The sequence below is a fragment of the Cutibacterium sp. KB22876 genome (assembly GCF_059728865.1).
The window spans coordinates 1,485,591-1,512,357 of the sequence record NZ_AP040858.1; the positions used below are offsets into that span (position 1 = coordinate 1,485,591).

The window sequence follows — 26,767 nt, forward strand, 5'->3', positions numbered from 1 at the left end:
CGTGCTGAGATTCGTCATCGACCCCGACGCCAACAATGGCGTTGGGGTCGCCTTCACGGATCGCGTCGACCCTGCCGGCCGGGGCCTGGGGGGTCACGGTTTTGACGGGTTCAATCTCGGACGCACTGACGAGGATCCCGCCGTTCTCGAGCACCTGGAGGCGCTGCGTGCCCGCCTCGGTCTTGGTCCGGTGATGGTCTGTCATCAGGTGCACGGCAAGGACGTGTGGCGAGTCGGGGCTGACGACGTCGAGGGGTGGACTCCGCAACGCTATCTTGGAGACCGCGTCGCAGGCCAGCGGAAACTCCCCGTCGCTGATGCCATGGTCACCGTCCTCCCCGGGGTCGCACTGGCCATTCGGGTCGCCGATTGCATGCCCGTCGTGCTGGCTGACCCGAAAACTGGTGTCATCGGAGTTGCTCACGCCGGTCGAGTGGGATTCCTGGCGGGGGTCCTTCCGGCCACCGTCAGCGCCATGCGAGACATGGGAGCCACTGACCTGCTGGCATGGGTGGGGCCTCATATTTGCGGCAACTGTTATGAGGTCCCCGCTGACATGGCAGAGCAGGTGTGGGCCGAGTACCCGGCAACCCGGGCCGTGACTCGTCGAGGGACTCCGGCCCTTGATTTGGGTGCCGGCGCCCTGGTCCAGCTGGAGTCCCTGGGCGTGGCAGCAGTCGGGCTTGACCCATGTACTTTTGAGGGACAAGATCTGTTCTCTCACCGGAGGGATCACGGTGCGGGACGTCTTGCCGGCCTGGTGTGGAGGACTTCCAACCCTCGGTGAGGACGGATCGCGCCGGTCCATGATGTGTCAGCAGTTCGCGTGTCTCGTCAAACCGTGGCAATATCCGTGGCAGGCTTGAATGGTGAGATCCCCGTCTTGGGGACGCACCCACGAGAAGGAGCTCCAGATGGCAGGAATCGGCAGGAAGATCGCCTCGTACGTCGGCATTGTCGACGATCGTCGCTACGACGAGGAGGATCTTCCGGACGAGGAGCTCACCACGGAGGTCTACTCCGACGACGGGTACGAGCCATCTTCGGAGGTGACCCAGTTGCATCATCACGACTCCACCGGGCAGCGCGGCAGGGAACACAAGGCGGTCCAGCAGCGTCGCCCGGAACTCGAGGAGCCGAGCATCGCCGACATCAACCGCATCCTGACCGTCCATCCGCGCAATTACAACGAGGCTCGGACGATTGGCGAGCAGTTCCGTGACGGCATTCCCGTCATCATGAACCTCACCGAGATGGACGACGCCGACGCTAAGCGCCTGGTCGATTTCGCTGCCGGTCTCATCTTCGGTCTGCGCGGAACCATCGAGCGGGTGACGAGCAAGGTCTTCCTGCTGTGCCCGCGCAATGTCAATGTCACCCCGGAGGACAAGGCCCGCATCGCCAGTGGCGGGTTCTTCAACCAGTCCTGACGGAGTCAGCCATGATCCTGGCCGGGACCATTCTCACGTGGCTCATTCAGATTTACACGGTGTTGCTCATCGTGCGGATGCTCATGTCTTGGGTGCCGTTGCTGGTGCGCGATTTCGAGCCGCACGGCGCATTGGCAGTGGTGTTTGAGATCGTCTACACGATCACGGATCCGCCGATCAAGTTCTTTGATCGACTTGTGCCGCCGGTGAGGTTCGGCAATGTCGGATTCTCGGTTGGGTTCATCATCGTTTTCGTCCTGCTGGCTGTCCTTCAGAGGCTGGTTGTCGCCCTCTTCTGGTGAGGGGGTATTGGCCATACCCCGAAGGTGAGGTTGAGCCTCCCGAGTGACGCGAGCGCCGCGGTGGAGTAACCTTGTCGGCATCTCGTGTCCACCCCGGACCATACGGTCCGCCTCACGGGTCCTGACTGTTCCCGACATCTTGGAGTGCACAATGACGCTGACCCTCGAAGAGGTGCGCAAGGTTCGTTTCCCGATGGTCAAACGCCCCGGCGAGGGCTACCGCGCCATTGAAGTCGATGATTTCGTCGACAAGGTTGAAGCGGCGTTCATGACCCTCACCGACGAGAATGAGCGTCTCAAGGCCCAGGTCGAGGCCCTTAGGTCCGGCGACCAGGGTGAGCAGAAGGCCGATCAGGAGCTCGTCGACGAGAACGAGCACCTCCGTGCCCAGATCGAGGAGCTGCGCTCCCAACAGAATGATCGTCCGGCGGTTGATTCCGGTGAGGTCGATCGTGCCAAGGCCGCCCAGCAGGAGGCCGAGAACCGCGCCCACCAGATCGAGCAGGAGAAGGCTTCCCTGCAGTCCGAGATCGAGGAGCTGCGTCGGGCCACCCAGCGCCCGGGCCAGGACATCGACCCGGCCGAGGTTGCCCGCCTGCGCAGCGAGAACGAGCGTCTTGGCGCCCAGCTGCGTGATGCCCAGGCCCTTGCCTCCCGTAGCCGTACTTCCTCGGTCGCCCAACAGCAGCCGACGACCACCGAGGATGGCGTCCAGAAGCTTGTCGTGACCACCAGCGCTGAAGCCTCTCCGGCCGTGGTCCGCATGGTTGAGCTGGCCCTCGCCGACGCCGAGCGTGTCGTCCACGAGGCTGAGGAGGAAGCCGGTCGCAAGGTTCAGGCTGCCGAGACCAAGGCTCACGAGCTCACCGTCGATGCCCAGACCCGTGCCGAGCGCATCGAGTCCAGCGCCCGCGTCAATGCCGAGAAGATGACCTCGGACGCCAAGAGCAACGCTGACAAGGTCAATGCCGATGCCCAGACCCGCCGCACCGAGCTCTTCCGCGAGCTCGAGGCCGAGCGTGACACCTTGGCAGGCAATGTCGACCACCTGCGCTCCTTCGAGGCGAGCTACCGCGATGCCCTCACCTCCCACCTGCGTGCTCAGGCTGACAACCTGGAGAATGGTGTCTTCGAGCCCGCCGAGCTGCCCGAGCTGCTCAAGTCGGAGAACCGCGTTGCTCCGGGTGATTCCTCCACCCCGCGTCTCGACGCTCTCATTGGCCGCGGCCAGCAGCAGAACTGACGCGACACACTTTCTAAGACGCCGTGCCCCGGTCATGTGACCGGGGCACGGCGTCGTTCATCTGGTGGCCAACCTCGGAGCCGGCGACGAGGATGACGGGTGAGTGGCATGGGTGTAATGTCTGCCCACAGTTCATGCACCTCCCACGTAGGTGATGACATGAGCGGCACACACCACCAAGCCGGGGACGATCCCCGCATGACGATGGAGAGTTCCATGTCAGATCATGATGCCGAGGCCATCGCCGCCTCCCTGCCGGTGCGCGACGGCGATGAGCCATGGACGGCCGATGAGGTTCGCGAGATCATCGACGCCCTGGAGTCGGATGTCCACAGGATGGGTACCGCCCTCGCCAAGGCCGAGAATGACCTTGCCGATCTCATGAAGCAGGGCAACGACGGTGCCGGCATGGACACCATCGACGTTGGTTCCTCCCAGTTCGAGCGTGACCAGGAGATCTCCGTTACCCGCAACGCCCGTGCCGTCTACGACCAGTCGAAGCTCGCTCTCCGGCTGCTCGACGAGGGTACCTGGGGTACCTGCGAGTCCTGTGGCAAGGCCGTTGGAAAGGCTCGTCTGCAGGCCTTCCCGCGAGCCACCATGTGCGTCAAGTGCAAGCAGCGCGAAGAGCGCCGGTGATCTCTCCCACTGATCCGACTACGCTGACAGGAGCGCAGCTCAGGCGTTGGCGTCTGGTGATGGTCGTCATCGCGGTGGCTGGCTATGGCCTTGACCAATGGACCAAGGCGAAGGCCGTCGCTCATCTTGATCCCGACGATCCGCCGAGCTGGTTTGGCGGTTTCTTCACGCTGCGGTTGTTGCGTAATCCTGGTGCTGCCTTTTCCATGGGATCGACGGCGACCGTCCTCATCAGCCTCTTTGCCATCGCGATGCTCATCGTCGTGTGTGCGTGGGGGGTCCCGAAGGCTCGTCATCGTTGGTCCCTGATCGCCTGCGGAATGCTCATTGCTGGTATCTGCGGGAACCTCACCGATCGCATCTTCCGGGAGCCTGGGCCATTGCGTGGCCATGTCGTCGACTTCATCAGCCTGCCGCATTTCGCGGTCTTCAACGTCGCAGACATCTTCATCACCGGTACGGCGATCCTCGTCGTGCTGGTGTCGATCTTCGGCCGCCACGACGGTGAAGGCCATGCGACGGATGACAATGTACGAGGGGAGCGCGACGAGAAGGAGGAGATGTGAGCGTCCTGCTGGTACCTGATGGTCTTGACGGAGAGAGGGTTGATGCCGCTGCTGCTCGGATGAGCGGGGTGTCGCGATCCCGGATTGCCGATCTCATCGAGGAAGGGTTGGTCTTCCTGGACGGGCAGAAGGTGTCCCGGGCGTCTGTTCGCGTCGCCATGGGACAGATGCTCGACATCGATCTGTCGGATCCCGTCGCCACCCCGTCGATCACCCCTCAGATCGTCGAGGGGATGAGAATCGTTCACGATGACTCTGACATCGTCGTCGTTGACAAGCCGGCTGGTGTGGCCGCTCACCCGTCTCTGGGTTGGGATGGTCCCAGCGTCGTCGAGCATCTGGCGGCCGCTGGATTCGCGATCTCCACGAGTGGGGCGCCGGAGCGTCAGGGCATCGTGCAGCGCCTCGACGTCGGAACCTCCGGTCTTATGGTGGTCGCCAAAAGTGAGCACGCCTACACCTTGTTGAAGCAGGCCTTTCGGGACCGAACCGTCGACAAGGTGTATCTCGCCCTTGTCCAGGGACATCCCGATCCGTTCACGGGAACGATCGATGCCCCCATCGGTCGTGATCATCGTCACGACTGGAAGATGGCGATCGTCGACGGCGGGCGTCACTCCGTCACTCACTACGAGACGATCGAGGCCTTCCGTCACGCGACCCTGCTCAAGGTGCATCTCGAGACCGGTCGAACCCACCAGATCCGGGTGCACATGGCAGCCGTCAAACATCCCTGCTGTGGAGATCCGCTTTACGGGTGTGATCCGGTGCTGGCCAAGGAACTGGGGCTGGAGCGGCAGTGGTTGCATGCCGCGGAACTGTCATTCACCCATCCAGGACGTGGCGAATGGGTGACGTTCCGCTCGGACCCGTCCGAGGATCTTCAGCACGCGCTGGATGTGGTGAGGCAAGCCTGAACAGTCGCTCAGTCGGCTGTGGTCATCCGTGCATCATGGATGAACGTCTGGTGTACATCCGGCGCTGAGAGGCTCATTGAGTCGGGTTCCCTCCATGTCGGGCGGTATCGTGAGAGGTGTGCGTAGAGCTAAGATTGTGAACACCCTTGGACCCGCTGTGTCCAGCCATGACGCCATGAAGGAGCTCATGGAGGCTGGCATGAACATCGCCCGCCTCAACATGAGCCACGGCGACTACTCCGAACACCAGGAGCGTCTTGACCTGGTTCGCTCGGTTTCGAAGGAGCTCGGGCTCAACGTGGCAGCCCTGGCCGACCTGCAGGGCCCGAAGATCCGTACCGGCCTGTTCGAGAAGGCCGAGGGAGAGTCGAACGGCAAGATCGACCTTGAGATTGGTGACAAGTTCACCATCACCACCGATGACATCATGGGCAACCAGGAGCGCGTCTCCACCACCTTCAAGGGACTGCCCGAGGACTGCAAGGCTGGTGACGTCATCCTCATCGACGACGGCAAGACCGTCCTGCAGGTTGACTCCGTCAGCGGCAACGACGTCAACTGCCACTGCACCGTCGCCGGCCCGGTCGGTGACCACAAGGGCATCAACCTTCCCGGTGTCGCCGTGTCCATCCCGGCCCTGACCGAGAAGGACGAGGAGAACCTGCGCTGGGCACTCAAGGCCGGCATCGATCTCGTCGCCCTGTCCTTTGTCCGTCACGGTTCCGACATCGACCGCGTCCACGAGATCATGGATGAGGAGGGACGCACCGTCCCAGTCATCGCCAAGCTCGAGAAGCCGCAGGCCATCGAGAACCTCGACGAGATCATCGACGCCTTCGACGCAGTCATGGTTGCCCGTGGCGACATGGCCGTTGAGTGCCCGCTCGAGGAGGTCCCGCTGATCCAGAAGCAGATCATCGAGAAAGCTCGTCTGCAGGCCAAGCCCGCTATCGTGGCCACCCAGATGCTCGAGTCGATGATCCACGCTCCCCGTCCGACTCGCGCTGAGGCTGCCGACGTGGCCAACGCCATCCTGGACGGTGCCGACGGCGTCATGACCTCCGCTGAGACCAGCGTTGGCGACTTCCCGGGCGAGACCGTTCGCACCATGGCCAAGATCGTGGAGTCCACCGAGGCTCACGGCCTGGACAAGATCGCCAAGATCGACTGGGACCCGCACACCACCGGCGGCATCATGTCGAAGGCTGCTGCCGAGATCGCCGAACGTGCCGAGGCCAAGTTCATCGTGGCCTTCACCAAGTCCGGTGACACCGCTCGCCGTATCGCCCGTCTGCGTCCGAGCACCCCGCTCATCGTCTTCACCCCTGATGAGACCACCACCAAGGATCTCGCCTGGGTGTGGGGTGCCCACGCCGTCGTCACCCCAGTCTTCAAGACCGCTGAGGAGCTGTACCGCTGGGTCAACGCCTACCTGCGTGACAAGGGCTTCGTGCCGGTCGGCGACCGCGTCGTCGTGCTGTCCGGCTCCCCGATGGACATCCCCGGCAAGACCAATGATCTGCGCATCCTTCGCATCAAGGAGGACGACTGATCGCGGTTGAACCTCGATTGTCGCGACGTCCCTCACCCCTTCTGGGGCGGGGGACGTCGCCCTTTTCAGGACGGGGAGAGCGACTTCGTCCGCACCTCGGAAGGATTCGACGAGGTGGGGGACGGGGCTGGTAAAGTCCGTGACGGCGATGGATCCCGCCTGGCCGATGCCGAACTGCCGATCTGGCTGATGGTTCCTGCCCCGTCATGCGTGGGTGGGAGTCTGCCCTCGCACCAATGAATGAGCGAGATGACGATGGATCCCGTGCAGTCGCGTGGCCTCCAATGCGGAGGATGGTCATGAGTGGACACATGGCGGCGAAAGATGGCGCAGTGCCTCAGCCGCACCCCTCCCGAATGGTCGAGTTCCGCGGTCACCCCATCGTCGTCGCGGTGGTTCCGGGGCAATCGAGTCTGGTGGCCCTGACGGCTGCCTCACTGGCCCGTGCAACCAAGGCCTCCCAAATTGTCTTCGCCCACGTTGATCAGCGGCGCTGTGTCGTCGAGGAGAACACAGATGGGTCGGTGGTGTCCGTACCCATCGACCCGGACGCCATGGATGGTGACGCTGAGACCCTCCGTCAGCGTCTGACCGAGGAAATCTCGACAGCCTTGGGAGACTGCGATGTCCCGTGGTGGCTGGAATACCTTGCTGGTCGGCCAGATCGTGCCTTGACCCACCTCGCTCGAGCCATTGACGCCGCGGCCTTCGTCGTGGGAGCCAGAACGCATCGCCGGCGTCGGGTCCAGGAATTCGTGAGTGGATCGATTGCGACCAATCTGTCCCACCATCAGCACCGTCCGGTACTTGTGGTGCCCACCGCCGTCGTCGACTGGAAGGATTCCTCGCCATGGCAGTGAGATCGGGATTTCTCGATCGTCGTCCGGTACTGGTGGGGTTGGTCTTCCTGGGGGGATGCCTGGGCACCCTCATGCGAGCCGAAATAGCCCACGCCTGGCCGGCTCCTGCCGACGGTGTGCCCTGGGCGACCCTGGTGACCAATCTCGTCGGGGCCTTCGTGCTCGCGACCCTGCTCGAAGTTCTCGTCCATGCCGGCCCTGACGAGGGGATTCGCCGAGCGGTTCGGCTCTGCCTTGGCACCGGTCTGCTTGGCGGGTTCACGACCTATTCCACCCTCGCAGTGGAGTCCGGGCAGCGTGTCATGTCTGGGTACTGGCTGTTGGGCATTGCCTACCTCTTGACGAGTGTCGCGGCAGGTGCCTTCCTGGCCTGGGCCATGATCACCACGGTGCGTGCTGCAGTTCGCAGGAGGTCGTCATGACGATGCTGTGGATCTGCCTGGCTGGTGGCCTTGGTGCGGTCACGAGGTTCTTGCTTGACTCGCGCGTCAACTCTCGTTTCCCGGCCCCAGTGCCGGTGGGAACCCTCGTCATCAATGTGCTGGGATCCCTGCTGTTGGGATTCATCATCGCGGTGGCTCTCAACCATGTGGGATTCTCACAGAGTCTCAAGGGTCCGCTGGGAACCGGATTCTGCGGTGGCTTCACGACTTTCAGCACGGCGTCAGTGGAGACCTCGCGCACCGCGTCCAGCCGTGGGATGAGCGTGGGAGCTCTGCACTGTCTGGGGATGGCCATTGCGGGAGCGCTGGCAGCGATCCTGGGCCTGTCCCTGGGATCACTGGTGTAAGCCGACGGTGCCCGAGAGGGGAGTCGAACCCCTACGCCCGCAAGGACAGCGCATTTTGAGTGCGCCGCGTCTACCATTCCGCCACTCGGGCCGGCTCGCCTATTGTGCCACAGTTGCGCCGGTATGCCGATTTTGCGGCCACTGGGTGTTGCCGCTGATCGACCATTCGGTCGTCACTGAGGGAAATGCCGTTACGATCGGGCACGCCTGCAGGTGCGTCAAGGCCTGTCAACCATTAGGATTGAATCGAGTTGTCAACGATCGACATGCAAGGAACCACCGTGAGCAAGCCACAGGACCCCACCCGGTCAACCTCTGATTCGGGGGTGGAGAAGGAACATCCACGCGTCGTGGTGGCCGAGGACGAGGCTCTCATCCGCCTTGATCTCGTCGAGCTTCTCGAGGAGCATGGTTACGAGATCGTCGGCCAGGCCAGTGACGGCGAAGAGGCTGTCCGTCTCGCCAATGAGCTCGAACCTGACTTGGTCGTCATGGACGTCAAGATGCCGAAGATGGACGGCATCACCGCAGCCGACAAGATCGCCGAGGACCGCATCTGTGCGGTCGTCATGCTGACCGCCTTCTCCCAGCGCGACCTCATCAAACGTGCCAAGGAGGCCGGTGCGATGGCCTACGTCGTCAAGCCCTTCGATGCCTCGGACGTCATTCCGGCCATCGAGATCGCCATGGCCCGCTTTGCCGAGATCCGCGGCGTGGAGGACGAGGTCATGGACCTGGAGGAGCGTCTGGAATCGCGCAAGATCGTCGACCAAGCCAAGGGCATCCTGCAGACCAGCCTTGATCTCACCGAGCCGGAGGCCTTCCGGTGGATCCAGAAGACCGCCATGGACCTGCGCAAGTCGATGCGCGAGGTGGCTCAGGGAGTCATTGACCACGCCGAGAACGAGAAGTGATCTCGGCGCAGCCCCATTCTCAGATGACCTGACAGGTCATCCTTCCAACAGCACAGATACGGCCCTCATTGTCGACAATCTCGACGGTGTGGGTCGTTGTGTGTCTGCCCAGATGCACCGCCGTCGCGGTCGCGATGACCTGATGGCCGTGGGGTGGGCGCAGATGCGATACCGAGAGTTCAGTACCGACGGCAGAATGCTCGAAGGTGCGCGCGTGGGCCATGGCAGCCAGGGAGCCGGCTGTCTCCACGAGGACGCCAGAGCCGCCGCCGTGCCACAGACCCATGGGCTGGGTGTTGCCGTCGAGCGGTGCGGTGACGACACAGCGGGTGGGAGAGATCTCACGTACCTTGACGCCGAGTTTGTCGTCAAGGGGGCTGACGAGCTCGGCCAGCCACTCGGGAAGCGGATGTTCAGGGATGGAATAGCTCACAGGTGAAGCATGCCACCGTTTGCCATGTCGATCCCTCAAGACTGTCCGCGGTGTCCTCTAAAGTCGAGGACATGAGCGAGACGACGCAGCCCACCCTCATGGTCCTCGATGGGCATTCCATGGCCTTCCGGGCTTTCTATGCCTTGCCGGTGGAGAACTTCATCACCTCGACGGGCCAGCACACCAATGCGGTGCACGGTTTTGTCGCCATGCTCATCAACCTGCTGCGTAATGAGAAGCCCACGCACATCGCGGTGGCGTGGGACCTTGCCGGTGGTACCTTCCGAACTACTGAGTACCCCGAGTACAAGGCGGGACGAGCCGCCACTCCGCCGGAATTCCCCGGCCAGATCGATCTCATCAAGGAGGTCCTCGACGCCCTCCACATCGTTCATCTGTCCAAGAAGAACTACGAGGCCGATGACATTCTCGCCACCCTGTCCACCCGGGCGACCGCTGAGGGGTTCAAGTCCTTGCTCGTCTCGGGGGACCGGGACGCCATGCAGCTCGTCAATGACCAGGTGACGGTGCTCTATCCGCGCAAGGGTGTCTCGGACCTCGCCCGCATGACACCGGAAGGCGTTGAGGAGAAGTATCTCGTGCCCCCCGCCCGTTACCCCGAGCTGGCGGCCTTGGTGGGGGAGAGCGCTGACCATCTTCCCGGCGTTCCCGGGGTTGGCCCCAAGACGGCTGTGAAGTGGCTCAACGCCTATGACGGTCTGGAGAACCTCATTCGTGAGGCTGACACCGTCAGGGGCAAGGCGGGCCAGTCCTTCCGTGACCATCTCGACGACGTCATTCGTAACCGCAAACTCAACGCCCTGGTCCGTGACCTCGACCTTGACGTCACCCTGGCCGACCTTGCTCGTCAGGCCTGGGATCCCAAGGCCACCCGCGCGGTCTTCGACACCCTCGAGTTCCGTACCCTGTGGGATCGTGTGCGTGTGCTGGCATCCGAGTCGGATGCCGATGAGGTCGTCGAGATTGACGAGACCCTTGACGTCTCCGGCGCGGCGCTCGAGCCGGGCACCTTGGGAGACTGGCTCTCCACGGTGGAAGGCCGGATCGGTGTTGACGTCACGGGCACCTGGGGCAGTGGGGCCGGTGACGTGGAGGCCGTGGCGTTGGGAGCCGGAGACGGCACTGCGGTGTGGTTCGACACAGCTGATCTCGGCCCGGGTGACGAGAAGGCCTTTGCACAATGGCTCGCAGACGAGGCCCATGCGAAGGCGATGCATTCGGCCAAGGGCCCGGTGGAGGCGTTGGCCGAGCGCGGCTGGGAGGTCAATGGGCTCACCTGCGACACCGAGCTTGCCTCGTACCTGCTGCACCCGGATCGCCGCACCCACAAGTTCGACGACGCGGTGCGCACCCACCTCAACGTCACCTTGGGTGAGGAGGAGGACCAGTCCGACCAAGGGATGCTCGACTTCGGGGACGACCGGTCCGCTGAAACCATGGAGGGGGCGGTGGCGGTCACCAAGCTGGCCGACGTCATGGAGAAGGAGGTCGAGGCTCGCGGCGGGTCCGAGCTGCTCCACGACGTCGAGATGAGGGTGCAGCGGTGCCTCATCTCGATGGAGCGGGCCGGCATCGCCGTCGACGCCGACGTTCTGGAAGGGCTGCGATCCGAATTCGACGAGCGTGTCACTCGCGCCCAGGAGGCTGCCTGGGAGGCGGCTGGTGAGAAGATCAATCTGTCCTCTCCCAAGCAGTTGCAGGGGATACTCTTCGACAAGCTCGACATGCCGAAGACCCGGCGCACCAAGTCCGGATACACCACCGACGCCGATGCGCTGGCTGGTCTGTACGAGAAGACCGAGCATCCCTTCCTGGCCCATCTGCTGGAGCATCGCGATGCCATCAAGTTGCGTCAGACCGTCGACGGACTGCTCAAGGAAGTTCGTGACGACGGCCGGGTCCACACCACTTACATGCAGACGATCGCCGCGACCGGACGCCTGTCGAGCAAGGATCCGAACCTGCAGAACATTCCCATGCGCACCGAGGAGGGACGACGCATTCGGGAAGGATTCGTCGTCGGTGAGGGGTATGAGTCCCTCATGAGTGCCGACTATTCCCAGATTGAGATGCGGATCATGGCTCATGTCTCGGGGGATCAGTCCCTCATCGACGCCTTCCGGTCTGGGCAGGATTTCCATACGGTGACGGCCTCGCACGTCTTCGGAGTGGCTCCTGAGGATGTCAGTGTCGCCCAACGTTCCAAGATCAAGGCCATGAACTACGGTCTGGCCTACGGTCTGAGCGCCTATGGGCTGTCCAACCAGCTCAAGGTGAGCGTCGGCGAGGCCAAGGAACTCATGGCTGATTACTTCAGCATCTTCGGGAAGGTCCACGAATATCTCGAGGAGGTCGTCGACCAGGCCCGTCATCAGGGATACACCGAGACCCTGCTGGGACGCCGTCGCTACCTTCCCGACCTCACCTCGACCAATCGCCAGCGTCGCGAGATGGCGGAACGCGCCGCCCTCAACGCACCCATCCAGGGATCGGCCGCAGATCTCATCAAGCTCGCCATGCTCGCCACCGACGAGAAACTTGACGAGGCTGGTCTGACGAGTCGCGTCCTGCTGCAGGTCCATGACGAGCTTATCCTCGAGGTCGCCAATGGCGAGGAGAAGAGGGTCCGCGAGATCGTCACCGACGCGATGGTCCACGCCATGGAATTGTCAGTGCCGCTGACGGTGTCGATTGGCGTCGGACGGTCGTGGTTCGACGCTGCGCACTGAACCCCGCCAACGAGATGAGGGGCATCCCAACCGGGACGCCCCTCATCTCGTCATCAGTTGTGACGATCACCCCATGTCGAACCAGACTGAGCCGGAGTAGGTGACTTCGGTGCCATCGACGGTGATGGTTCGGGTTTCGGTAGTAGCGGTGAGAGGCATCTGAACTCCCGGCGTTGCAACGGCGATGTGGTACGCAGTGCAGTGGACTGTACCTATTCAGAGATCGTTCCGCGAGAGAAAAAGAGATATTTCTCTCATTTTAGCTTGCCGGGGGTTGAGGGGTCATGAGAACCCGAGGGACGTCTGCGCCCGATACGCAACTGGCCCGGCCGATGTCGGCCGGGCCAGCAGGGCCTACGAATCACTGATCATGCCGGGGCGTACTCCACCATTCGTTCGGACAGGACCGAGAGCACGTGGCGCCACGGCTTTCCGGTGGCTCGTTCCATCCCGAGCTCGCAGGTGCGGTTGGCCGACAGGTAGAGGTCGAAATCTCGTGCCGACAGTTCGGCTGCCTCGCGGCGGCTGGCTGATTCGGTGAGCTCGGGGTGCAGCATCCCGCGGTCTCCGGCGAATCCACAGCAGCCCCAGGCGTCTGCGACGACGACCTCGTCAGCGACCGCTTCAGCGCAGCGTTTGAGGGCATCGTTCCAGCCCATCCGCGTTGAGGAGCAGGTGGGATGAAGGGCGGCTGAACCAACCTTGGGAAGGGGCGGCATGATCGGGAGGACCTCGTCGGCGACGTACTGGACTGCGTCGACGACCCGGATCCCCGTCACTCCCTCGTACTCGAGCTCGTGGACGAATCCTTCCGAGCAGCTGACGGCGTCGGAGATGATCGTCAGCTCACCATTCCTGGTGGCCCGACGCATGACGTCGACGACACGCCGCCGCATCGTCGCGTATCCCCTCGTCATCCCCTTGGACTTCCAGGGCGTGCCACAGCACAGCGAATTGATGCCCTCGGGGACCGTCACGCCAATGCCAGCCGCAGTGAGCAGCGCAATGATCGAGAATTCCGTGGTCTGCTCGCCCGGTACCGCGCCACCGAACATGGTGTTGACGCAGGCCGGCAGGTAGACGACTTCCGGTCGTCCTCTTGGTGCGCTGCGATGTCCAGAACTGCGTCGGTGCCCGCCACCAGGTAGCTCGTCGGACACCTTTGGGATTCGGTCGGCTCCCAGAACAGCGCGTGCCGCACCGGTGAGCACATTGGTGGCGGACGTCGGGATCGGCTTGATTGCGGACATTCCGGCGCTCGCCGCGGTGACGAAGGGATTCCATCCCTTGGCGGCCAGGTCCCAGGTGGTTTGCCAAGCAGCTGGATTCTGTTCGGCTCGCAGGCGGCGAACCAGGTCTCCGGTGTTGATGTGCAGTGGACAGTTCGTCTCGCACATCCCGTCGACGGCACAGGTCTGCACCACCGGGTAGGTGGCGCGCTGCTCGAGATCTGCAGCCAGCTCCTCGTCGCCGTCGTCGCGGGCCTGGGCGATGGCCCGTTGCATGACGATGCGTTGGCGAGGAGTCACGGTGAGATCGCGGGACGGGCAGACCGGCTCGCAGTATCCACACTCGACGCAGCGATCGACCTCTTCCTGGACGGTCGGGGTGAGCTTGACCTCCTTGAGGTGCAGCTTGGGGTCGTCGGTGATGATGCTGCCGCGGTTGAGTACACCCGTCGGATCCACTGATTCCTTGACCTGCCGCATGATCCGGTAGAGATCGGGGCCGTACTGACGCTCCACGAAAGGGGCCATGATCCGTCCCGTGCCGTGCTCGGCCTTGAGGGTGCCGTGGGCATCGAGGACGAGGGTGACCATGTCCTCGGTGAATCGTTCGTAACGATCCAGCCCCTTCTTCTCCCGGAAGTCCTCGAGGACCAAGAAGTGGATGTTTCCGTCCTTGGCATGGCCGAAGATGACCGACTCCGGGTAGTTGTGCTCGCCGAAGAGCTGCTGTAGGTCTCCGCACACCCCGGCGAGGGTCTCGACGGGGACGGCAATGTCCTCCAGCAGTGCTGTCTGGCCAGATGGTCGGGTGCCGGCAATTTTGGCGTAGAGGCCATTGCGCAGGGTCCAGATCGGGCCGCGGACGGCGGGATCGTCGGTGAAGGTGGGCTCGTTGACGAGGTCAAGACCGGAGATAACGGAGTTGCCAGCCTCGATGGCTTCCTTGCGGGACTGATCGTCGGGGCAGTGGTACTCGACGAGGAGAGCAGCGTCTCCGCTTCCGGGGGCTGGCGGGATGATGTGGCCGTTGGCTGGGTCGTCGCGACATAGCTGAAGGGACGAGGAGTCCATCAGCTCGGTGACGGTGACGCCGGATTCCACCAGGGCGGGAAGGGCCTTGGTTGCGGAGTCAAGGGTCGGGAAGTGGAGGAGGGCTGTGGCCAGTTTCGGCATGATCTGCACCGTGTTCATGACAGCCGATGAGATGAACCCGAGTGTGCCCTCGGAGCCGATCATGAGGTGGGAGAGGATCTGGGCGGGGGTGTCGTAGTCGAGGAAGGCGTTGAGCCCATACCCCATGGTGTTCTTGCGAGAGAACTGGAAGGCAATCTCATCAGCGCGGGCCCTCTCTCGGCACTGATCGCGCAACGCCAGCAAGGTTTCCACGAGTTCTGGCTCGTCGTGGGCCAATTTGTCCTCGCACTGTGGTTCCGAGGTGTTGACGACAGTCCCCGAGGCCAACACGAAGACCATCGAATCCAGAGTTCGGTAGGAATTGGCGATGGTGCCGCAACTCATGCCCGAGGAGTTGTCAGCGAGGACGCCGCCCAAGGTGCATGCCACTGACGAGGCCGGGTCGGGGCCAAGTTTGCGTCCGTACCTGGCAAGGACCGCATTGACTGCGACGACGGTTGCCCCAGGCTGGACGCGTACCTTGCGGCCACCGTCGAGAACCTCAATGCCACGGAACGACCTGCGGGTGTCGACCATGACGCCGTTCGTCAGGCCCTGCCCCGACAGACTCGTTCCGCCGGAACGGAAATTGACAGCCACGTTGTGGCGTTTGGCTGCCGCCATGGCTGCTGCGACATCGGAGGTCGATCCGGCGCGGACGAGGGCACCTGGAGTGAGGAGGTAGTGGGAGGCATCGGGGGCCACCGCAGCCAGGTTGAGAGGATCGTGGCTGACCTTGGTCTCCCCGAGCGCTGCGAGCAGATCGGTGAGAAGTGTGGACGGAATGGACGAGCGTGCACCGCGGTTCATATTCCTAACTTTAGGTATGACCGAACGTGCGCGCCCTTCTCAGGGTGGCCTTATGTGAACTTGTGGTGAACCCTTGGGGTCAGGCGACCGGATCAGCATGGAAGAACACGCGGGACTCCCAGTCCTCCTTGCCCTTGTAATCGTCACAGACAACGATGATGGCTTGAGCAGGACCGTTGTCGTTGTAAAGAACATTGGAGTTCGGGTCGTAATCCTTGACCATGATCTTCGTCTTGTGGTCGTAGCGGTAGCAGACCGTCTGCCCAGCCTTGTCAGTCAGACGAATGATGTCGCCCTTCTTGAGATCGGCCATCAAGCGGTTCCCGATGGCCCCGCCCTTGTGGTAGGTGTGGCCATTCAAAACGACGTTGCCCTTGTCGGAGCCAGGCTTCGGGCCTTTGCTGAACCAGGCCCAGGAGGACGGATCGCTCTTCGGCGGAGTCCCTGCGGCGCCAGTCTCATCGATACCGCGCGACAGCACCTTGGCGGAGACTTTCATACCGTCGATGGAGTACTTGACCGGCACGATGGGCTTCGGGTTCTTCATGCAGCCGGCCGGGGCGGGGTCCTTCTTCTCGGCCGAGGTCTGCGGGGCTGCCGACGATGTATGTGAGCCGCCTGCGGCAGTGCTCGAGCCGGAGGCCGGGCTGCCGGCGGAGTCGTCGTCGGTGTCACGTTGGACGAAGATGGCTGCAATGGCAGCGATGATCAGGGCAATGACCACCACGATTGCGACGATTCGCCACTTCGGGCCACCAGACTGGGGGTCCTCGCCAGCAGAGGCAGCGGAACTGAGCGATCGCCTGGCCGACGGGCCGTGGCTTTTGGGGCGAGGAGACTGATCAGTCATGGCAGTGATGTCCTCCAGAGCGCGTGAGGGTCCACTCTCGGGATGGGTTTCCCGAAGGGCTTAGTGTCCGACGAAATCGGACTCCCGAATGCAGGGTACCTTCTCCTGAGGCTGGCCTCCTGCTGACTCGACCTCGTGTTGACGGTGTGGATGACGAAGAGGTGTCGGCAAAGGTATGGGGCTGGTTGACCCTTGAATGCCTGGGTATTAAACTGACCTCTGCGTTGTGGTCTGTGCGATCTCGGACGGGAGTAGATCGTGCTCGATCACCAAGGTCGGGGCTGCGACGCGTTTCAAACCACCTGACATCAATCGGAGTCCTACTACATGACCTCCTCCACTGAGGCCTCCACCTCGAACCCGGTCGACATCGACCAGCAGAATGCCGCCAACACCGCCGATGGATCCGTGGCGGTTGACGACCTTGGCAGCCCGGAGGCCTTCCTGGCCGCTGTGGACGCCACCATCAAGTACTTTAACGACGGCGACATCGTTTCTGGCACCGTCGTCAAGGTGGACCGCGACGAGGTTCTCCTTGACATCGGTTACAAGACCGAGGGCGTCATCCCGTCCAAGGAGTTGTCGATCAAGCATGACGTGGACCCCTTCGAGGTCGTCAACGTCGGTGACGAGATCGAGGCCCTCGTCCAGCAGAAGGAGGACAAGGAGGGTCGCCTCATCCTGTCCAAGAAGCGCGCTCAGTATGAGCGCGCCTGGGGCACGATCGAGCAGATCAAGGAAGAGGATGGCGTCGTCACCGGTACCGTCATCGAGGTCGTCAAGGGTGGGCTGATCGTCGACATCGGCCTGCGTGGCTTCCTTCCCGCATCCCTCGTCGAGATGCGCCGCGTCCGCGATCTCCAGCCCTACGTCGGCCAGGAGATCGAGGCCAAGATCATCGAGCTCGACAAGAACCGCAACAACGTTGTGCTGTCTCGTCGTGCCTGGCTCGAGCAGACCCAGTCCGAGGTTCGCCAGAACTTCCTGCACCAGCTGCAGAAGGGGCAGATCCGCAAGGGCGTCGTCTCCTCGATCGTCAACTTCGGTGCCTTCGTCGACCTAGGTGGAGTGGACGGTCTGGTTCACGTCTCCGAGCTGTCCTGGAAGCACATCGACCACCCGAGCGAGGTCGTCGAGGTCGGTCAGCCCGTCACCGTTGAGGTGTTGGACGTCGACATGGATCGCGAGCGCGTCTCGCTGTCCCTCAAGGCGACCCAGGAAGATCCGTGGCAGGCCTTCGCCCGTCTGCACCAGATTGGCCAGATCGTTCCCGGTAAGGTCACCAAGCTCGTTCCGTTCGGTGCCTTCGTCCGCGTCGAGGATGGTATCGAGGGCTTGGTCCACGTCTCCGAGCTGGCTGAGCGCCACGTCGAGATCCCGGAGCAGGTCGTCAGCGTCAACGACGATGTCATGGTCAAGATCATCGACATCGACCTCGACCGTCGCCGCATCTCGCTGTCCCTCAAGCAGGCCAACGAGGGCATCGACGTCGAGTCTGACGAGTTCGACCCGTCGCTCTACGGCATGACCGCCTCTTACGACGAGGACGGCAACTACATCTACCCCGAGGGCTTCGATCCGGAGACCAACGACTGGAAGCCGGGCTACGACGAGCAGCGCATCGCCTGGGAGCAGCAGTACGCCGAGGCCCAGGCTCGCTGGGAGGCTCATCGCAAGCAGGTCATCGATGCCGAGCAGGCCGAGCAGGAGGCCGCCCTCAACGACGGTGGAGCCCAGTCGTCCTACACCAGTGGCCCGGCCGAGGGCTCGCTGGCTTCTGACGAGGCCCTGCAGGCTCTCCGCGACAAGCTGACCCACAACTGATTGGTCAGTTGTTGACCCATCGCAACGTCGAGGGGCCCCGCCATCGTGGCGGGGCCCCTCGTGTTTCATCAGCTGGCCGGGCCGAGGCGGGCCCTGATAGATCGGGGCAGCCACGGTCTTACTTGGTCGCGGCCTCCTCGAAAGTCTTGCCGTAGCGTCTCTCGAACCAGGAGGTGATGGCCTTATTCTCCCCCTCGGTGACCTTGGTGACCATGTCCCAGCGCCCCATCTTCTTGAGCTTCGCGGTGATGTCGTGGTGGACGGCGACGATGACGATTCGCGGGAACCGCATCGAGCCAGCGCAGCGACGGCTGCTGTCATCAGGACGACGCGGCGCGAAATCTGAACCATGGTACTCACTCTTGCCTCGAGAGTGTGTGCCGCTCGTCGACCAGGTCGGGCTTGTCACGGGGGAGTGACACACCGTTGCGGGACAGCTCCGGATTCTCACCGGTATTCGTCGTCGAAGGGACAGTTTCGTGGCAACGCTCGGGAGTTCAGCAAGGCCGAAGAGGGTGCCCTTACCATGGGCCCTTTCCGCAAAGTCTCCTTCTGCTCACATGGCTGCGACCAGCATTTTCACCCTTGCGCGCAATATTTAGGTGAGGCTAACCGTTGGAACGGCTCAAGGTGAGCCGAATCGATCAGCAAAGGGGGACGCCTCACGACCACATCGGCCATGCGCAGACTTGTCGCCAGCGTGCTCGGGGCCATGTTGGCCCTAGCTGGAGCTCTTGTCGCTCCGGCAGCGTGGGCGACCGACGGTCCGACTGTGACCGTCTCACAAGCATCCCGGGATGGCGGCAAGGTCATCATCACCGGAAAGGGATTCGCGACCAAAGGGACCGGTGTGTACGTTGCCGTCGCGCCCGCGTCGGTCAAGCAGTTCTACGGTAATTCGGACAAATTCGTCGGGTACGACCCGAACAAGCCCATGACGGAGTCCACCTCCACGATCTGGGTCTACCCGCCGGCGATGAAGGCCGTGGGTTCCAAGTTCACCCAGGGCGCGCCTATGGCCGCGGATGGTTCGTTCACCATCAAGATGTACGTTCCTGCCTTTGAGAAGGGCAAGGGCTACGTCGTTCTGACCAGCAAGGCTCATGGCGTCGGGATGCGCGACAAGTCCGATGACACTCGTACCCCGGTGACCTACCAGGCGGCCCCGGTTCCTCCGGCGCCAAAGCCATCGATCGCTCCGTCGACCCCGGTCAAGCCCAGCACCCCGGTCAAGCCCAGCACCCCGTCCAAGTCCAGCATGCCGTCCAAGTCCAGCGTTTCTGCCAAGCCGTCCCCCACTCTCAAGTCCGCACCGGCGAAGCCGGTTGTCACCACCCCGGCCCCCACCGCACCATCACCAGGAAGGTCTGCACCAACGGCCGGTCCAAGATCACCGCCGGTTTCCTCAGGTGGGGTCTGCGCACCTCCTTCACCAGCTACCTGCGTGGCCCGATCGCCAATGGTTTTTGGAAGCTGTCGGACGGCGCTGACTGGAACGGTTCGGCCTTCACCTTCCCGCTGCGCAGCGGGTCATTCGATCCCGCCACCAAGTCGGGCACCCTCAACTACTCCGGGACCGTCCACATGACTGGTCACAACGGCATCCTGGACATGACGATCTCCAACCCCGCCCTGGTCATCAAGGGGTCAACGGGTCACGTGTACATGACCGTCAAGTCCTCCTCGATGGATGGGAGGAAGACCGACTACGGGCGAGTTGACTTTGCCACCTTCTCCACTTCCACCTCTGGAAATGTCAAGATCAATGGCTCTTCGGTCAAGCTCAAGGCCCAGGGTGCCAAGGCGTTTGCCGGGTTCTACAAGGCTGGGGAGCCGATGGATTCGTTGTCGCCGAGTGTCACCCTCTCGGCCGAGAAGGTCTGCCACGATGTCACCATCGATGCTGTCACCGGCAAGGTCATCAGCGGCGGTCCTGGGTCCGGTCGTGGGCTGCCCGCCACCGGTGCCCTCGTACCGTCGGCCGCTCGTGGCGACCTCGCTGCTGCTAGCAGCTTGGCCTTCATCGTCGTCATCTCGACGGTGGCCGCGTGCCGACGCCGCTACGCCGAGCGCTGATCCAGCCAACCTGACTCATGGGGGTGGGGTCGCCCGACCTCACCCCCAACCATCCTCCCGAAAGGTCGTTGCATGATCCGGATGCGCCGTCGAGTTGCCGGAGCCGGCCTCGTACTCGCGATGTTGGTTGCCGGGTGTGGCCCCTCGGCCACGCAGTCAGAAACATCGCCCCACTCCGTTGCCCCCACAACGTCCCCGTCCCCGACGCACTCGGCGACTCCGTCCACTGCGGCGCCGAGGCTGCCTGACCCTCGCAACCTTCGCGGCCTCACTGAGGTGCCGGACCTGTCGGACCCAAAGCCGGTCGACGGGTCTTTCGGCCAGAAGCTGCCAGTCACGGTCACCGACGTCGAGAACAACACGGTGACGGTCACCGACACCTCTCGGATCCTGGCCCTCGACCTCTACGGCACCCTCTCCCGTACCCTCATCGGACTGGGCATGGGGGACAAGATCGTCGGGCGCACCGTCTCGTCGACCGAGAAACAATTGCACAATCTTCCCGTCGTCACCGAGAACGGCCACACCCTCAACGTCGAGGCCATCGCCGCCCTCAAACCGACCCTCGTCATTGCCGACCGCAGCCTCGGCCCCCGTGAAGCCCTTGATCAGCTTCGCAAGTCCGGGATCCCGGTCGTCCTCGTCAACCCCCATCGCAGCGTCGACAAGACCGCTGACCTCATCCGTACGGTTGCGAAAGCAGTCGGCAAGCCCGCCGCCGGTGAAGCCTTGGTGAAGCGTGCCCGTGATGAGATCGACGCAGCCAAGGAGGAAATAACTCAGTGGGCCCCGAAGAAGCCGATGAAGATCGCCTTCCTCTACGTGCGCGGCACCGCTGGGATCTTCTTCATCCTCGGCTCGCAGGACGGGGCCAGTGAGCTCATCCATGGCGTGGGAGGCGACGATGTCGCCGGAGACAAGGGCATCAAGAGCGTCGCCCCCGCGAATGCGGAGTCCCTCGTCTCCCTCAATCCGGATGCCATCTTCGTCATGAAAAACGGGTTGACGTCCACCGGTGGCATGAAGGGTCTGCTGGCGAGAGCTGGGGTGGCCAACACCACTGCGGGCAGGAACCATCGCGTCATCGCCATCCCGGACGGTATCTCCTTGTCCTTCGGACCGCAGACCGGTGAGGTGCTGACCTCGGTCGCCAAGGCACTGTACGGGGTCAAATGAGTGCTCTCGTCCAACCTGTGACTGCGCGAACGGGAATTGCCCGACGAGCGCGAACCCGAGTCGTCACCTTCATCATCCTGGTTGTCATCGTGTGCTGCCTCGTGCTGCTCTCGGCGATGGTCGGGCAGTACCGAGTCGAGGCCACTGACGTTGTCGGAGGAGTCTTTGGCGGCTCATTGGCTGACCCCCTGGCGGAGTCCGTGTTGTGGCAGATCCGGTTCCCCCGCATTGTCCTGGGCCTTCTGGTGGGAGCCAGCCTCGCGGTGGCTGGAACCGTCATGCAGGCGCTGTTCTCCAACCCGCTCGCTGAACCCGGCATCATCGGGGTCTCCTCGGGGGCTGCTGTGGGGGCATCGATCATGATCGTGGTGGCTCCCACCTTCCTGGCCGGATTCGGGGTTCCCGCGGCTGCCTTTCTCTCGGGGCTGCTGGCTGCTAGCACCGTCTACGTCATGGCGCGATCCGGACGACGGACAGAATCGACCACACTCGTGCTGACCGGCATCGCGGTGACGGCGGTCTGTTCGGCGATCACCTCAGTGTCAACCTATGTCGCCCCGACGACCGCACGAGACCAGATCGTCTTCTGGCAGATGGGTTCCCTCAACGGGGCCACCTGGAATCAGGTGGCGACGATCGGGACGGTGGCCGCCGTCGGCATCGTCTGGGCCGTGTTCCTTGCCGCCAGGCTCGACACTCTGGCCCTGGGGGAGAGGGCTGCCGGGCACCTCGGTATCAACGTCAATCGGCTGAGGCTGTCCTCGATCGCGCTCACCGCCCTGCTCACCTCTGCGGCGGTGGCCTATGCCGGGGTCATCGCATTCGTCGGCCTCATCGTGCCTCATGTGCTTCGGCTGGTCATCGGGCCAGCGAACACATGGCTCATCCCGGCCTCCATACTGGGTGGGTGCTTGCTGGTGACCCTGTCGGACGTCGCAGCTCGCACCCTTGTCCCCTACGCCGATCTTCCCATCGGCATCTTCACGGCCATCGTGGGTGGGCCGACCTTCTTCATCCTGTTGCGACGAGGAATGCGACGAGGGGGAGCGTCGGGATGATTCGTGCCCGTGGTGTTTCCTTTCGGTACGGGGAGCGGACAATCCTGGACGGAGTCGATCTTGACGTCCGCGCCGGAGAATTCGTCGGCTTGCTCGGGCCCAACGGGGCCGGCAAGACGACTCTGCTGAGCGTGCTGTGCGGAGACCTCGACGGTTGGCAGGGAACCGTTGAACTCGACAGGGTTCCGCTGCAGGATATCGCGCGACCCGACCTGGCCCTCCGCCGCTCCGTGATGCCCCAGTTCAGCGAGTTCCCGTTCTCCTACCTGGTTCACGACATCGTCATGATGGGTCGTTCCCCGCATCCACGCGGCCCAGAGGACGCCATTCTCGTCGAGGCCGCGATGGAGCGCACCGAAGTCACTGGGTTGGCGGACCGAGAGGTCACCGCTCTGTCCGGGGGAGAACGCTCCCGGGTGACCCTTGCCCGGGTATTGGCCCAGGACACCCCCTGTGTGTTTCTCGACGAGCCCACTGCTGCTCTCGACATCTGTCATCAGGAACGCACCATGGAGATATGCCAGGAATTGGCTGCAGCGGGATGCGCAGTGGTTGCGGTGATGCATGACGTCGGATTGGCTGCGGCCTGCTGCGATCGCATTGCCCTGCTTTCCGCAGGAAAACTCGTGGCCGTCGGCGATCCCGAGGAGGTTATCACGGAGGGTAACCTCACTTCCGTGTACGGATGGCCCATCGACGTCATCACGTTGTCGACCGGGGATCTCGTCGTTCTGCCCAGACGTCCCTGGAACCCCACCCGCGACGAGCGAAGGACACCATGCCCAGAGATGCAACATCGGTGATGTCGCCCCGATCACCCCACCGGGCTCGACAAGTTGCTGCGGTGCACCTTCTCGAAGTTGCTGCCACGGCACTTGTCCTCGTCGCCGTGGGGCAGGCCGTCGGTGGTCGCCTTGAGGGGTTCGTCCTCGGCTCCGGGTGGTACTGGGCGATGGGAGTCGGCGGCGTCGTCGCTGCCGTAGCCGCAGGTGCAGCCATGGGGATGTCAGGTCGTCATGCCCGCGCCGAGGAGGCTGCCCTGCATCCCCGAGTACTCGACGTCCTCTATCGACGATCCCTCTCCGCTCCACCTGCTCCGGATGAAGGTGACAGGGTCGTCATCCTGGCTGGTGACAACGCCGAGCGGGTGAGTGAGTACCGCCAGGTGTTCCGTCCCGACATGATCGCGGCGCTGACCACCCCCGTCCTCGTGTGCCTCGGGATCCTCATTGGTCTGGACTGGCTCACGGGACTTGTCCTGCTGGTGATGTGCCCGCTCATTCCAACCTTGATCAAGGGATTCCTCAAGCTCTTCCGTAAGAGGTCCTCGGAATCCCGGCGGGAACGAGCACGCCTGACTGCTCGCTACCTGGACGCCATCTCGAACCTCGTCCTCATAAGGATGCTGGGAGCCGGCCAACGAGTCGAGGATGATCTGCGACAGCGAGGGGAGGCCAACCGCGGAACGATCATGAAGCTCTTGGCCGGAAACCAAGTCGTCATCATCGTCGTGGACGGCCTGTTCTCCCTCCTCTTCATCGTCATGTCGGCAGGCATGGCCATGACGCGGTGGCAGAACGGCCACATCACGGCGAGCTCAGCCATCACCATCGTGCTGCTCTCGGTTCTGTTGTTGGAGCCGCTGCACCAGGTGGCGGCCTTCTTCTACATCGGCATGGGCGGCAAGGCGTCGGAGAAGGCCATTAGCAGGTGGTTCGACGAGGCTCCGCAGACCGCAGCGTCGCGTCGTTCGGTCACCAGCACAGGTGACGGTTCGGGAGCCATGTCGCTTCGCGACGTCACCGTCTGCTATGGGGACTCGCAGATCCTGCACGGCGTTGATTTCGTCATCCCGCACGGATCACGCACCGCGATCGTCGGGCGGTCAGGGGCTGGCAAGTCAACCCTCCTCGGGGTCATGACAGGGACGCTGCCCCCGCACTGTGGTCAGGTCGTCGTCGACGGCCTTGACGCCGAGATGGCCGAGGCCGGCGCCATCCGTGGAGCAAGTGCATCGGTCAACCAGCGGACCTGGTTGTTTGCCGGCACGATCGCCGACAACCTCGCTGTCGCTAATCCGCATGCCACCGCGGAGCAGATGTGGGAAGCGCTGAGACGCGCGGACATCGCCGACGATGTGGCGTCAATGCCTCGTGAATTGAATTCTGATGTCGGTGAACAGGGTTGCCTGCTCTCGGGCGGCCAGGCCCAGCGCATCTCGCTGGCTCGGGCCTTCCTGTCCGGGCGGAAGATCCTCCTGCTCGACGAGCCCACCTCCCACGTGGACATGGATTCCGAACAGCGCATCATCGACGCCATCTCCAGGATTGGTGACGACACCACGGTCGTCATGGTCACCCATCGACGCCGTCTCCTGGATTTGGCCCGTGACGTCTACCGGGTCACGGACGGCACCCTCGTGCCAGTCGGCGCCGACGGGGTGACCGGTGAGGACCTTGACAGAGTCGAGAGCGAGGACCGAGTATGACCGAACCGTCGACACACGAGGTCGTGACGTGGCTCACCGGAATCACACGTCCGGTTCATCCTCCTCTCTACTTCTCGGCCGTCATGAGGATCGTCCACCTGGTTGCCGACATGGGGCTGTTCGCAGTGGCGGCCGGAGGAATGGTTGCCGTCGTCACTTCCGGATGGTCGGTGTGGGCCTGGCTGGGATGGTTGGTCGGGCTGGCCCTGGTGCAGGCCGTGACCTTCTACCTGGAGCAGTTCAGCGGTCATTACGTGGCCTTCAAGGCCCTCGAGGTGTTGCGAACGCACGCCTTCTCCCAGCTGTGGCCCAAGGCTCCGGCCGTCGTCAGCCATTCGCGCACCGGTGACGTTCTCGCCAGTCTCACCCGAGACGTCGACCGCATCGAGGTCGTCTACGCGCACACCTTTGCTCCCGTCGTGGCGGCTTTCCTGGCCCCTCTCATCGCTGTCGTTACAGGCGGAGCACTCTACGGATGGTCGGTGGTGGCCATACCTGCCGTCGTGCTGGTGGCTCTCATTGCAGTCCTACTCGTCGTCGGGACGAGATCGAGTCTGGATGCCACCCACGAGGTCCTCGGACTGAGACGCGAGCTCGCGGCTCACGTCACGGATTCCGTCTTCGGCGCAGCTGAAGTGGTGGGATACGGTCGCCAGCAGGACCGGATGGCCGAGATGGCTCATCTTGACGGGCAGATCGCGGAAGGATCGGCCAAGGCCCGTCGATACGTCGCCGTCCGACGAGCTGCGTGCGTGGCGGCGGCAATGGGGATCGTCGTCTCGGTGACCCTGATGGCGATCCACGAGGGGATCGGCGCTGTGGGGGTGTGCGCTCTGGCCGCCGCTGGTCTGAGGATTGTCGAGGGACCGCGCGGGATTGAGGACGCCGTCGGGTATCTCGACCATTCCCTGGCGGCGGCGCGACGATTGTGGCAGATCAGCCACTCGCCCATGGAGGTCGTGGATGGACCACGAGAACTGTGCTTGGACCATGCTCCGACAGTCGAATGGCGCGACGTCACCTTCTCCTACCGCGAGGCCGATGGAACAGTTTTGGCTCCTGCTCTTGAAGACGTGAGCCTCAGCGTTCCTGCAGGTGGGCACATCGTCGTGACCGGGGCGTCCGGTTCAGGCAAGACGACCTTGGTGAATCTGCTGCTGCGCCATCACGACCCTGACTCCGGACAGATCCTCCTCGACGGTGAGCCGGTCTCGTCGTTCACCTTGGACTCCCTGCGTCGCACCATGGCGGTGGTGTCCCAGCGCGTGGAGCTGCTCAACGCCTCGATCGCGGACAACCTACGACTGGCCGTTCCCAATGCCAGCGACGATGACTTGTGGCAGGTGCTTGGGGAAGTCGGACTGGCCGAGGAGGTGCGAGGGATGGACCGCGGTCTGGGCACCGTCATCGGCCCACGAGGAACGAGACTGTCGGGAGGTCAAGCCCAGCGAATGACGGTGGCACGGGCCATCCTGCAGCAGCCTCGCATCCTCGTGTTGGACGAGTTCACCGCATCCCTTGATCCACGTCTGGCGGCAGAGATCCGAACCAATCTTGCACGGTGCCTGCCGGCAGTGACGGTGGTGGAGATCAGTCATGGCCAGGATCATGACGGTGAGGTCGTCGTCATGGACAGAGGACACCTGGTTGAACCGGCGACGATGGGGTGACGCGCCCTTATGCTGGT

Annotated in this window: 23 protein-coding genes, 1 tRNA gene, 1 pseudogene and 2 riboswitches; of the genes and pseudogenes, 20 read left to right on the forward strand and 5 right to left on the reverse strand. The window is 63.3% G+C overall.

Features of this window, described 5'->3' with window-relative positions; translation table 11 throughout:
• The first annotated feature begins 1 nt into the window (after position 1).
• The 11 genes from AC6I1W_RS06720 (at position 2) to AC6I1W_RS06770 (ending at position 8,299) form a co-directional block, all read left to right on the forward strand.
• Positions 2 to 787 carry a purine nucleoside phosphorylase YfiH/LACC1 family protein gene (locus AC6I1W_RS06720; RefSeq protein WP_015582988.1) on the forward strand — a complete coding sequence of 262 codons (786 nt, stop codon included), beginning with the start codon at positions 2 to 4 and terminating at the stop codon, positions 785 to 787.
• A 127-nt stretch (positions 788 to 914) separates the two neighbouring features.
• Positions 915 to 1,430 (forward strand): cell division protein SepF, encoded by a 516-nt coding sequence (locus tag AC6I1W_RS06725; RefSeq protein WP_065673936.1) that lies wholly within the window; start codon positions 915 to 917, stop codon positions 1,428 to 1,430.
• An 11-nt stretch (positions 1,431 to 1,441) separates the two neighbouring features.
• Entirely contained in the window at positions 1,442 to 1,732 is a 291-nt protein-coding gene (locus AC6I1W_RS06730; protein WP_065673937.1) for a YggT family protein, read from the forward strand.
• 151 nt (positions 1,733 to 1,883) lie between these two features.
• The gene (locus AC6I1W_RS06735) at positions 1,884 to 2,975 is read left to right on the forward strand and encodes a DivIVA domain-containing protein (RefSeq protein WP_065673938.1); all 1,092 of its coding nucleotides are present in this window, start codon (positions 1,884 to 1,886) and stop codon (positions 2,973 to 2,975) included.
• A gap of 159 nt (positions 2,976 to 3,134) precedes the next feature.
• Entirely contained in the window at positions 3,135 to 3,614 is a 480-nt protein-coding gene (locus AC6I1W_RS06740) for a TraR/DksA family transcriptional regulator (protein ID WP_462552439.1), read from the forward strand.
• A gap of 59 nt (positions 3,615 to 3,673) precedes the next feature.
• Positions 3,674 to 4,180: a signal peptidase II gene (locus tag AC6I1W_RS06745; RefSeq protein WP_065673939.1), complete on the forward strand. Its 507-nt coding sequence runs from the start codon at positions 3,674 to 3,676 to the stop codon at positions 4,178 to 4,180.
• Complete coding sequence (locus AC6I1W_RS06750; RefSeq protein ID WP_462552441.1) at positions 4,177 to 5,097, forward strand: RluA family pseudouridine synthase; 921 nt, start codon at positions 4,177 to 4,179, stop codon at positions 5,095 to 5,097. The genes AC6I1W_RS06745 and AC6I1W_RS06750 overlap by 4 nt, the downstream gene beginning before the upstream one ends.
• Before the next feature lie 175 nt (positions 5,098 to 5,272).
• The gene (pyk, locus tag AC6I1W_RS06755) at positions 5,273 to 6,649 is read left to right on the forward strand and encodes a pyruvate kinase (protein WP_065673941.1); all 1,377 of its coding nucleotides are present in this window, start codon (positions 5,273 to 5,275) and stop codon (positions 6,647 to 6,649) included.
• Between the two features lie 135 nt (positions 6,650 to 6,784).
• Positions 6,785 to 6,855, forward strand: a riboswitch (Fluoride riboswitch).
• Positions 6,856 to 6,948: 93 nt separating this feature from the next.
• Complete coding sequence (locus tag AC6I1W_RS06760) at positions 6,949 to 7,509, forward strand: universal stress protein (protein WP_249361226.1); 561 nt, start codon at positions 6,949 to 6,951, stop codon at positions 7,507 to 7,509.
• The gene (locus AC6I1W_RS06765; protein ID WP_065673943.1) at positions 7,500 to 7,931 is read left to right on the forward strand and encodes a fluoride efflux transporter FluC; all 432 of its coding nucleotides are present in this window, start codon (positions 7,500 to 7,502) and stop codon (positions 7,929 to 7,931) included. The genes AC6I1W_RS06760 and AC6I1W_RS06765 overlap by 10 nt, the downstream gene beginning before the upstream one ends.
• The gene (locus AC6I1W_RS06770; RefSeq protein ID WP_016667332.1) at positions 7,928 to 8,299 is read left to right on the forward strand and encodes a fluoride efflux transporter FluC; all 372 of its coding nucleotides are present in this window, start codon (positions 7,928 to 7,930) and stop codon (positions 8,297 to 8,299) included. Before AC6I1W_RS06765 ends, AC6I1W_RS06770 begins: the two co-directional genes overlap by 4 nt.
• A gap of 8 nt (positions 8,300 to 8,307) precedes the next feature.
• On the opposite strand, the gene AC6I1W_RS06775 is transcribed toward AC6I1W_RS06770, so the two are convergent.
• A tRNA-Leu gene (locus AC6I1W_RS06775) sits at positions 8,308 to 8,390 on the reverse strand.
• Between the two features lie 175 nt (positions 8,391 to 8,565).
• On the opposite strand from AC6I1W_RS06775, the gene AC6I1W_RS06780 reads away from it, so the two are divergent.
• Positions 8,566 to 9,213 (forward strand): ANTAR domain-containing response regulator, encoded by a 648-nt coding sequence (locus AC6I1W_RS06780; protein WP_036975884.1) that lies wholly within the window; start codon positions 8,566 to 8,568, stop codon positions 9,211 to 9,213.
• A 19-nt stretch (positions 9,214 to 9,232) separates the two neighbouring features.
• Here AC6I1W_RS06780 and AC6I1W_RS06785 read toward each other — a convergent pair whose 3' ends face one another.
• Positions 9,233 to 9,646, reverse strand: a complete 414-nt coding sequence (locus tag AC6I1W_RS06785; protein ID WP_065673944.1) for a PaaI family thioesterase — start codon at positions 9,644 to 9,646, stop codon at positions 9,233 to 9,235.
• 71 nt (positions 9,647 to 9,717) lie between these two features.
• On the opposite strand from AC6I1W_RS06785, the gene polA reads away from it, so the two are divergent.
• Positions 9,718 to 12,396, forward strand: coding sequence for a DNA polymerase I (gene polA / locus AC6I1W_RS06790; RefSeq protein ID WP_065673945.1), 2,679 nt, complete (start codon positions 9,718 to 9,720; stop codon positions 12,394 to 12,396).
• A gap of 368 nt (positions 12,397 to 12,764) precedes the next feature.
• Here polA and AC6I1W_RS06795 read toward each other — a convergent pair whose 3' ends face one another.
• Together AC6I1W_RS06795 and AC6I1W_RS06800 are read right to left on the reverse strand one after the other, a co-directional pair.
• Positions 12,765 to 15,608, reverse strand: coding sequence for an FAD-binding and (Fe-S)-binding domain-containing protein (locus AC6I1W_RS06795; protein ID WP_493536955.1), 2,844 nt, complete (start codon positions 15,606 to 15,608; stop codon positions 12,765 to 12,767).
• Positions 15,609 to 15,687: 79 nt separating this feature from the next.
• A complete protein-coding gene (locus tag AC6I1W_RS06800) occupies positions 15,688 to 16,458 on the reverse strand; it encodes a class F sortase (RefSeq protein WP_117189282.1) in 771 nt (256 codons plus the stop codon).
• Between the two features lie 327 nt (positions 16,459 to 16,785).
• Here AC6I1W_RS06800 and rpsA point away from each other — a divergent pair, with 327 nt between their 5' ends.
• The gene (gene rpsA / locus AC6I1W_RS06805; protein WP_004811777.1) at positions 16,786 to 18,282 is read left to right on the forward strand and encodes a 30S ribosomal protein S1; all 1,497 of its coding nucleotides are present in this window, start codon (positions 16,786 to 16,788) and stop codon (positions 18,280 to 18,282) included.
• A gap of 118 nt (positions 18,283 to 18,400) precedes the next feature.
• On the opposite strand, the gene AC6I1W_RS06810 is transcribed toward rpsA, so the two are convergent.
• Entirely contained in the window at positions 18,401 to 18,574 is a 174-nt protein-coding gene (locus AC6I1W_RS06810) for a hypothetical protein (RefSeq protein WP_171048577.1), read from the reverse strand.
• Between the two features lie 56 nt (positions 18,575 to 18,630).
• Positions 18,631 to 18,758, reverse strand: a riboswitch (adenosylcobalamin (AdoCbl) riboswitch).
• A 203-nt stretch (positions 18,759 to 18,961) separates the two neighbouring features.
• On the opposite strand from AC6I1W_RS06810, the pseudogene AC6I1W_RS06815 reads away from it, so the two are divergent.
• The 6 genes and pseudogenes from AC6I1W_RS06815 (at position 18,962) to AC6I1W_RS06840 (ending at position 26,750) form a co-directional block, all read left to right on the forward strand.
• A pseudogene (locus AC6I1W_RS06815) lies at positions 18,962 to 20,358 on the forward strand (HtaA domain-containing protein).
• A gap of 72 nt (positions 20,359 to 20,430) precedes the next feature.
• On the forward strand, positions 20,431 to 21,534 hold the full coding sequence (locus AC6I1W_RS06820) for a heme/hemin ABC transporter substrate-binding protein (RefSeq protein ID WP_117189281.1): 1,104 nt from the start codon (positions 20,431 to 20,433) through the stop codon (positions 21,532 to 21,534).
• Complete coding sequence (locus AC6I1W_RS06825; protein WP_117189280.1) at positions 21,531 to 22,592, forward strand: FecCD family ABC transporter permease; 1,062 nt, start codon at positions 21,531 to 21,533, stop codon at positions 22,590 to 22,592. The genes AC6I1W_RS06820 and AC6I1W_RS06825 overlap by 4 nt, the downstream gene beginning before the upstream one ends.
• Positions 22,589 to 23,395: a heme ABC transporter ATP-binding protein gene (locus AC6I1W_RS06830; protein ID WP_016667340.1), complete on the forward strand. Its 807-nt coding sequence runs from the start codon at positions 22,589 to 22,591 to the stop codon at positions 23,393 to 23,395. Before AC6I1W_RS06825 ends, AC6I1W_RS06830 begins: the two co-directional genes overlap by 4 nt.
• Positions 23,395 to 25,080: an ABC transporter ATP-binding protein/permease gene (locus tag AC6I1W_RS06835; protein ID WP_065673947.1), complete on the forward strand. Its 1,686-nt coding sequence runs from the start codon at positions 23,395 to 23,397 to the stop codon at positions 25,078 to 25,080. Before AC6I1W_RS06830 ends, AC6I1W_RS06835 begins: the two co-directional genes overlap by 1 nt.
• Positions 25,077 to 26,750, forward strand: a complete 1,674-nt coding sequence (locus tag AC6I1W_RS06840; RefSeq protein WP_117189279.1) for an amino acid ABC transporter ATP-binding/permease protein — start codon at positions 25,077 to 25,079, stop codon at positions 26,748 to 26,750. Before AC6I1W_RS06835 ends, AC6I1W_RS06840 begins: the two co-directional genes overlap by 4 nt.
• Positions 26,751 to 26,767: the final 17 nt, after the last annotated feature.

Coding starts and splice junctions, on each gene's coding strand:
- AC6I1W_RS06730 (WP_065673937.1), top strand. CDS start 1,442: ATGATCCTGGCCGGGACCATTCTCACGTGGCTCATTCAGATTTACACG.
- AC6I1W_RS06740 (WP_462552439.1), top strand. CDS start 3,135: ATGAGCGGCACACACCACCAAGCCGGGGACGATCCCCGCATGACGATG.
- AC6I1W_RS06830 (WP_016667340.1), top strand. CDS start 22,589: ATGATTCGTGCCCGTGGTGTTTCCTTTCGGTACGGGGAGCGGACAATC.
- AC6I1W_RS06800 (WP_117189282.1), bottom strand. CDS start 16,458: ATGACTGATCAGTCTCCTCGCCCCAAAAGCCACGGCCCGTCGGCCAGG.
- AC6I1W_RS06820 (WP_117189281.1), top strand. CDS start 20,431: ATGATCCGGATGCGCCGTCGAGTTGCCGGAGCCGGCCTCGTACTCGCG.
- AC6I1W_RS06770 (WP_016667332.1), top strand. CDS start 7,928: ATGACGATGCTGTGGATCTGCCTGGCTGGTGGCCTTGGTGCGGTCACG.
- AC6I1W_RS06825 (WP_117189280.1), top strand. CDS start 21,531: ATGAGTGCTCTCGTCCAACCTGTGACTGCGCGAACGGGAATTGCCCGA.
- rpsA (WP_004811777.1), top strand. CDS start 16,786: ATGACCTCCTCCACTGAGGCCTCCACCTCGAACCCGGTCGACATCGAC.
- AC6I1W_RS06780 (WP_036975884.1), top strand. CDS start 8,566: ATGCAAGGAACCACCGTGAGCAAGCCACAGGACCCCACCCGGTCAACC.
- AC6I1W_RS06840 (WP_117189279.1), top strand. CDS start 25,077: ATGACCGAACCGTCGACACACGAGGTCGTGACGTGGCTCACCGGAATC.
- AC6I1W_RS06795 (WP_493536955.1), bottom strand. CDS start 15,608: ATGAACCGCGGTGCACGCTCGTCCATTCCGTCCACACTTCTCACCGAT.
- AC6I1W_RS06745 (WP_065673939.1), top strand. CDS start 3,674: ATGGTCGTCATCGCGGTGGCTGGCTATGGCCTTGACCAATGGACCAAG.
- AC6I1W_RS06760 (WP_249361226.1), top strand. CDS start 6,949: ATGAGTGGACACATGGCGGCGAAAGATGGCGCAGTGCCTCAGCCGCAC.
- polA (WP_065673945.1), top strand. CDS start 9,718: ATGAGCGAGACGACGCAGCCCACCCTCATGGTCCTCGATGGGCATTCC.
- pyk (WP_065673941.1), top strand. CDS start 5,273: ATGAAGGAGCTCATGGAGGCTGGCATGAACATCGCCCGCCTCAACATG.
- AC6I1W_RS06810 (WP_171048577.1), bottom strand. CDS start 18,574: ATGCGGTTCCCGCGAATCGTCATCGTCGCCGTCCACCACGACATCACC.
- AC6I1W_RS06725 (WP_065673936.1), top strand. CDS start 915: ATGGCAGGAATCGGCAGGAAGATCGCCTCGTACGTCGGCATTGTCGAC.
- AC6I1W_RS06735 (WP_065673938.1), top strand. CDS start 1,884: ATGACGCTGACCCTCGAAGAGGTGCGCAAGGTTCGTTTCCCGATGGTC.
- AC6I1W_RS06835 (WP_065673947.1), top strand. CDS start 23,395: ATGTCGCCCCGATCACCCCACCGGGCTCGACAAGTTGCTGCGGTGCAC.
- AC6I1W_RS06765 (WP_065673943.1), top strand. CDS start 7,500: ATGGCAGTGAGATCGGGATTTCTCGATCGTCGTCCGGTACTGGTGGGG.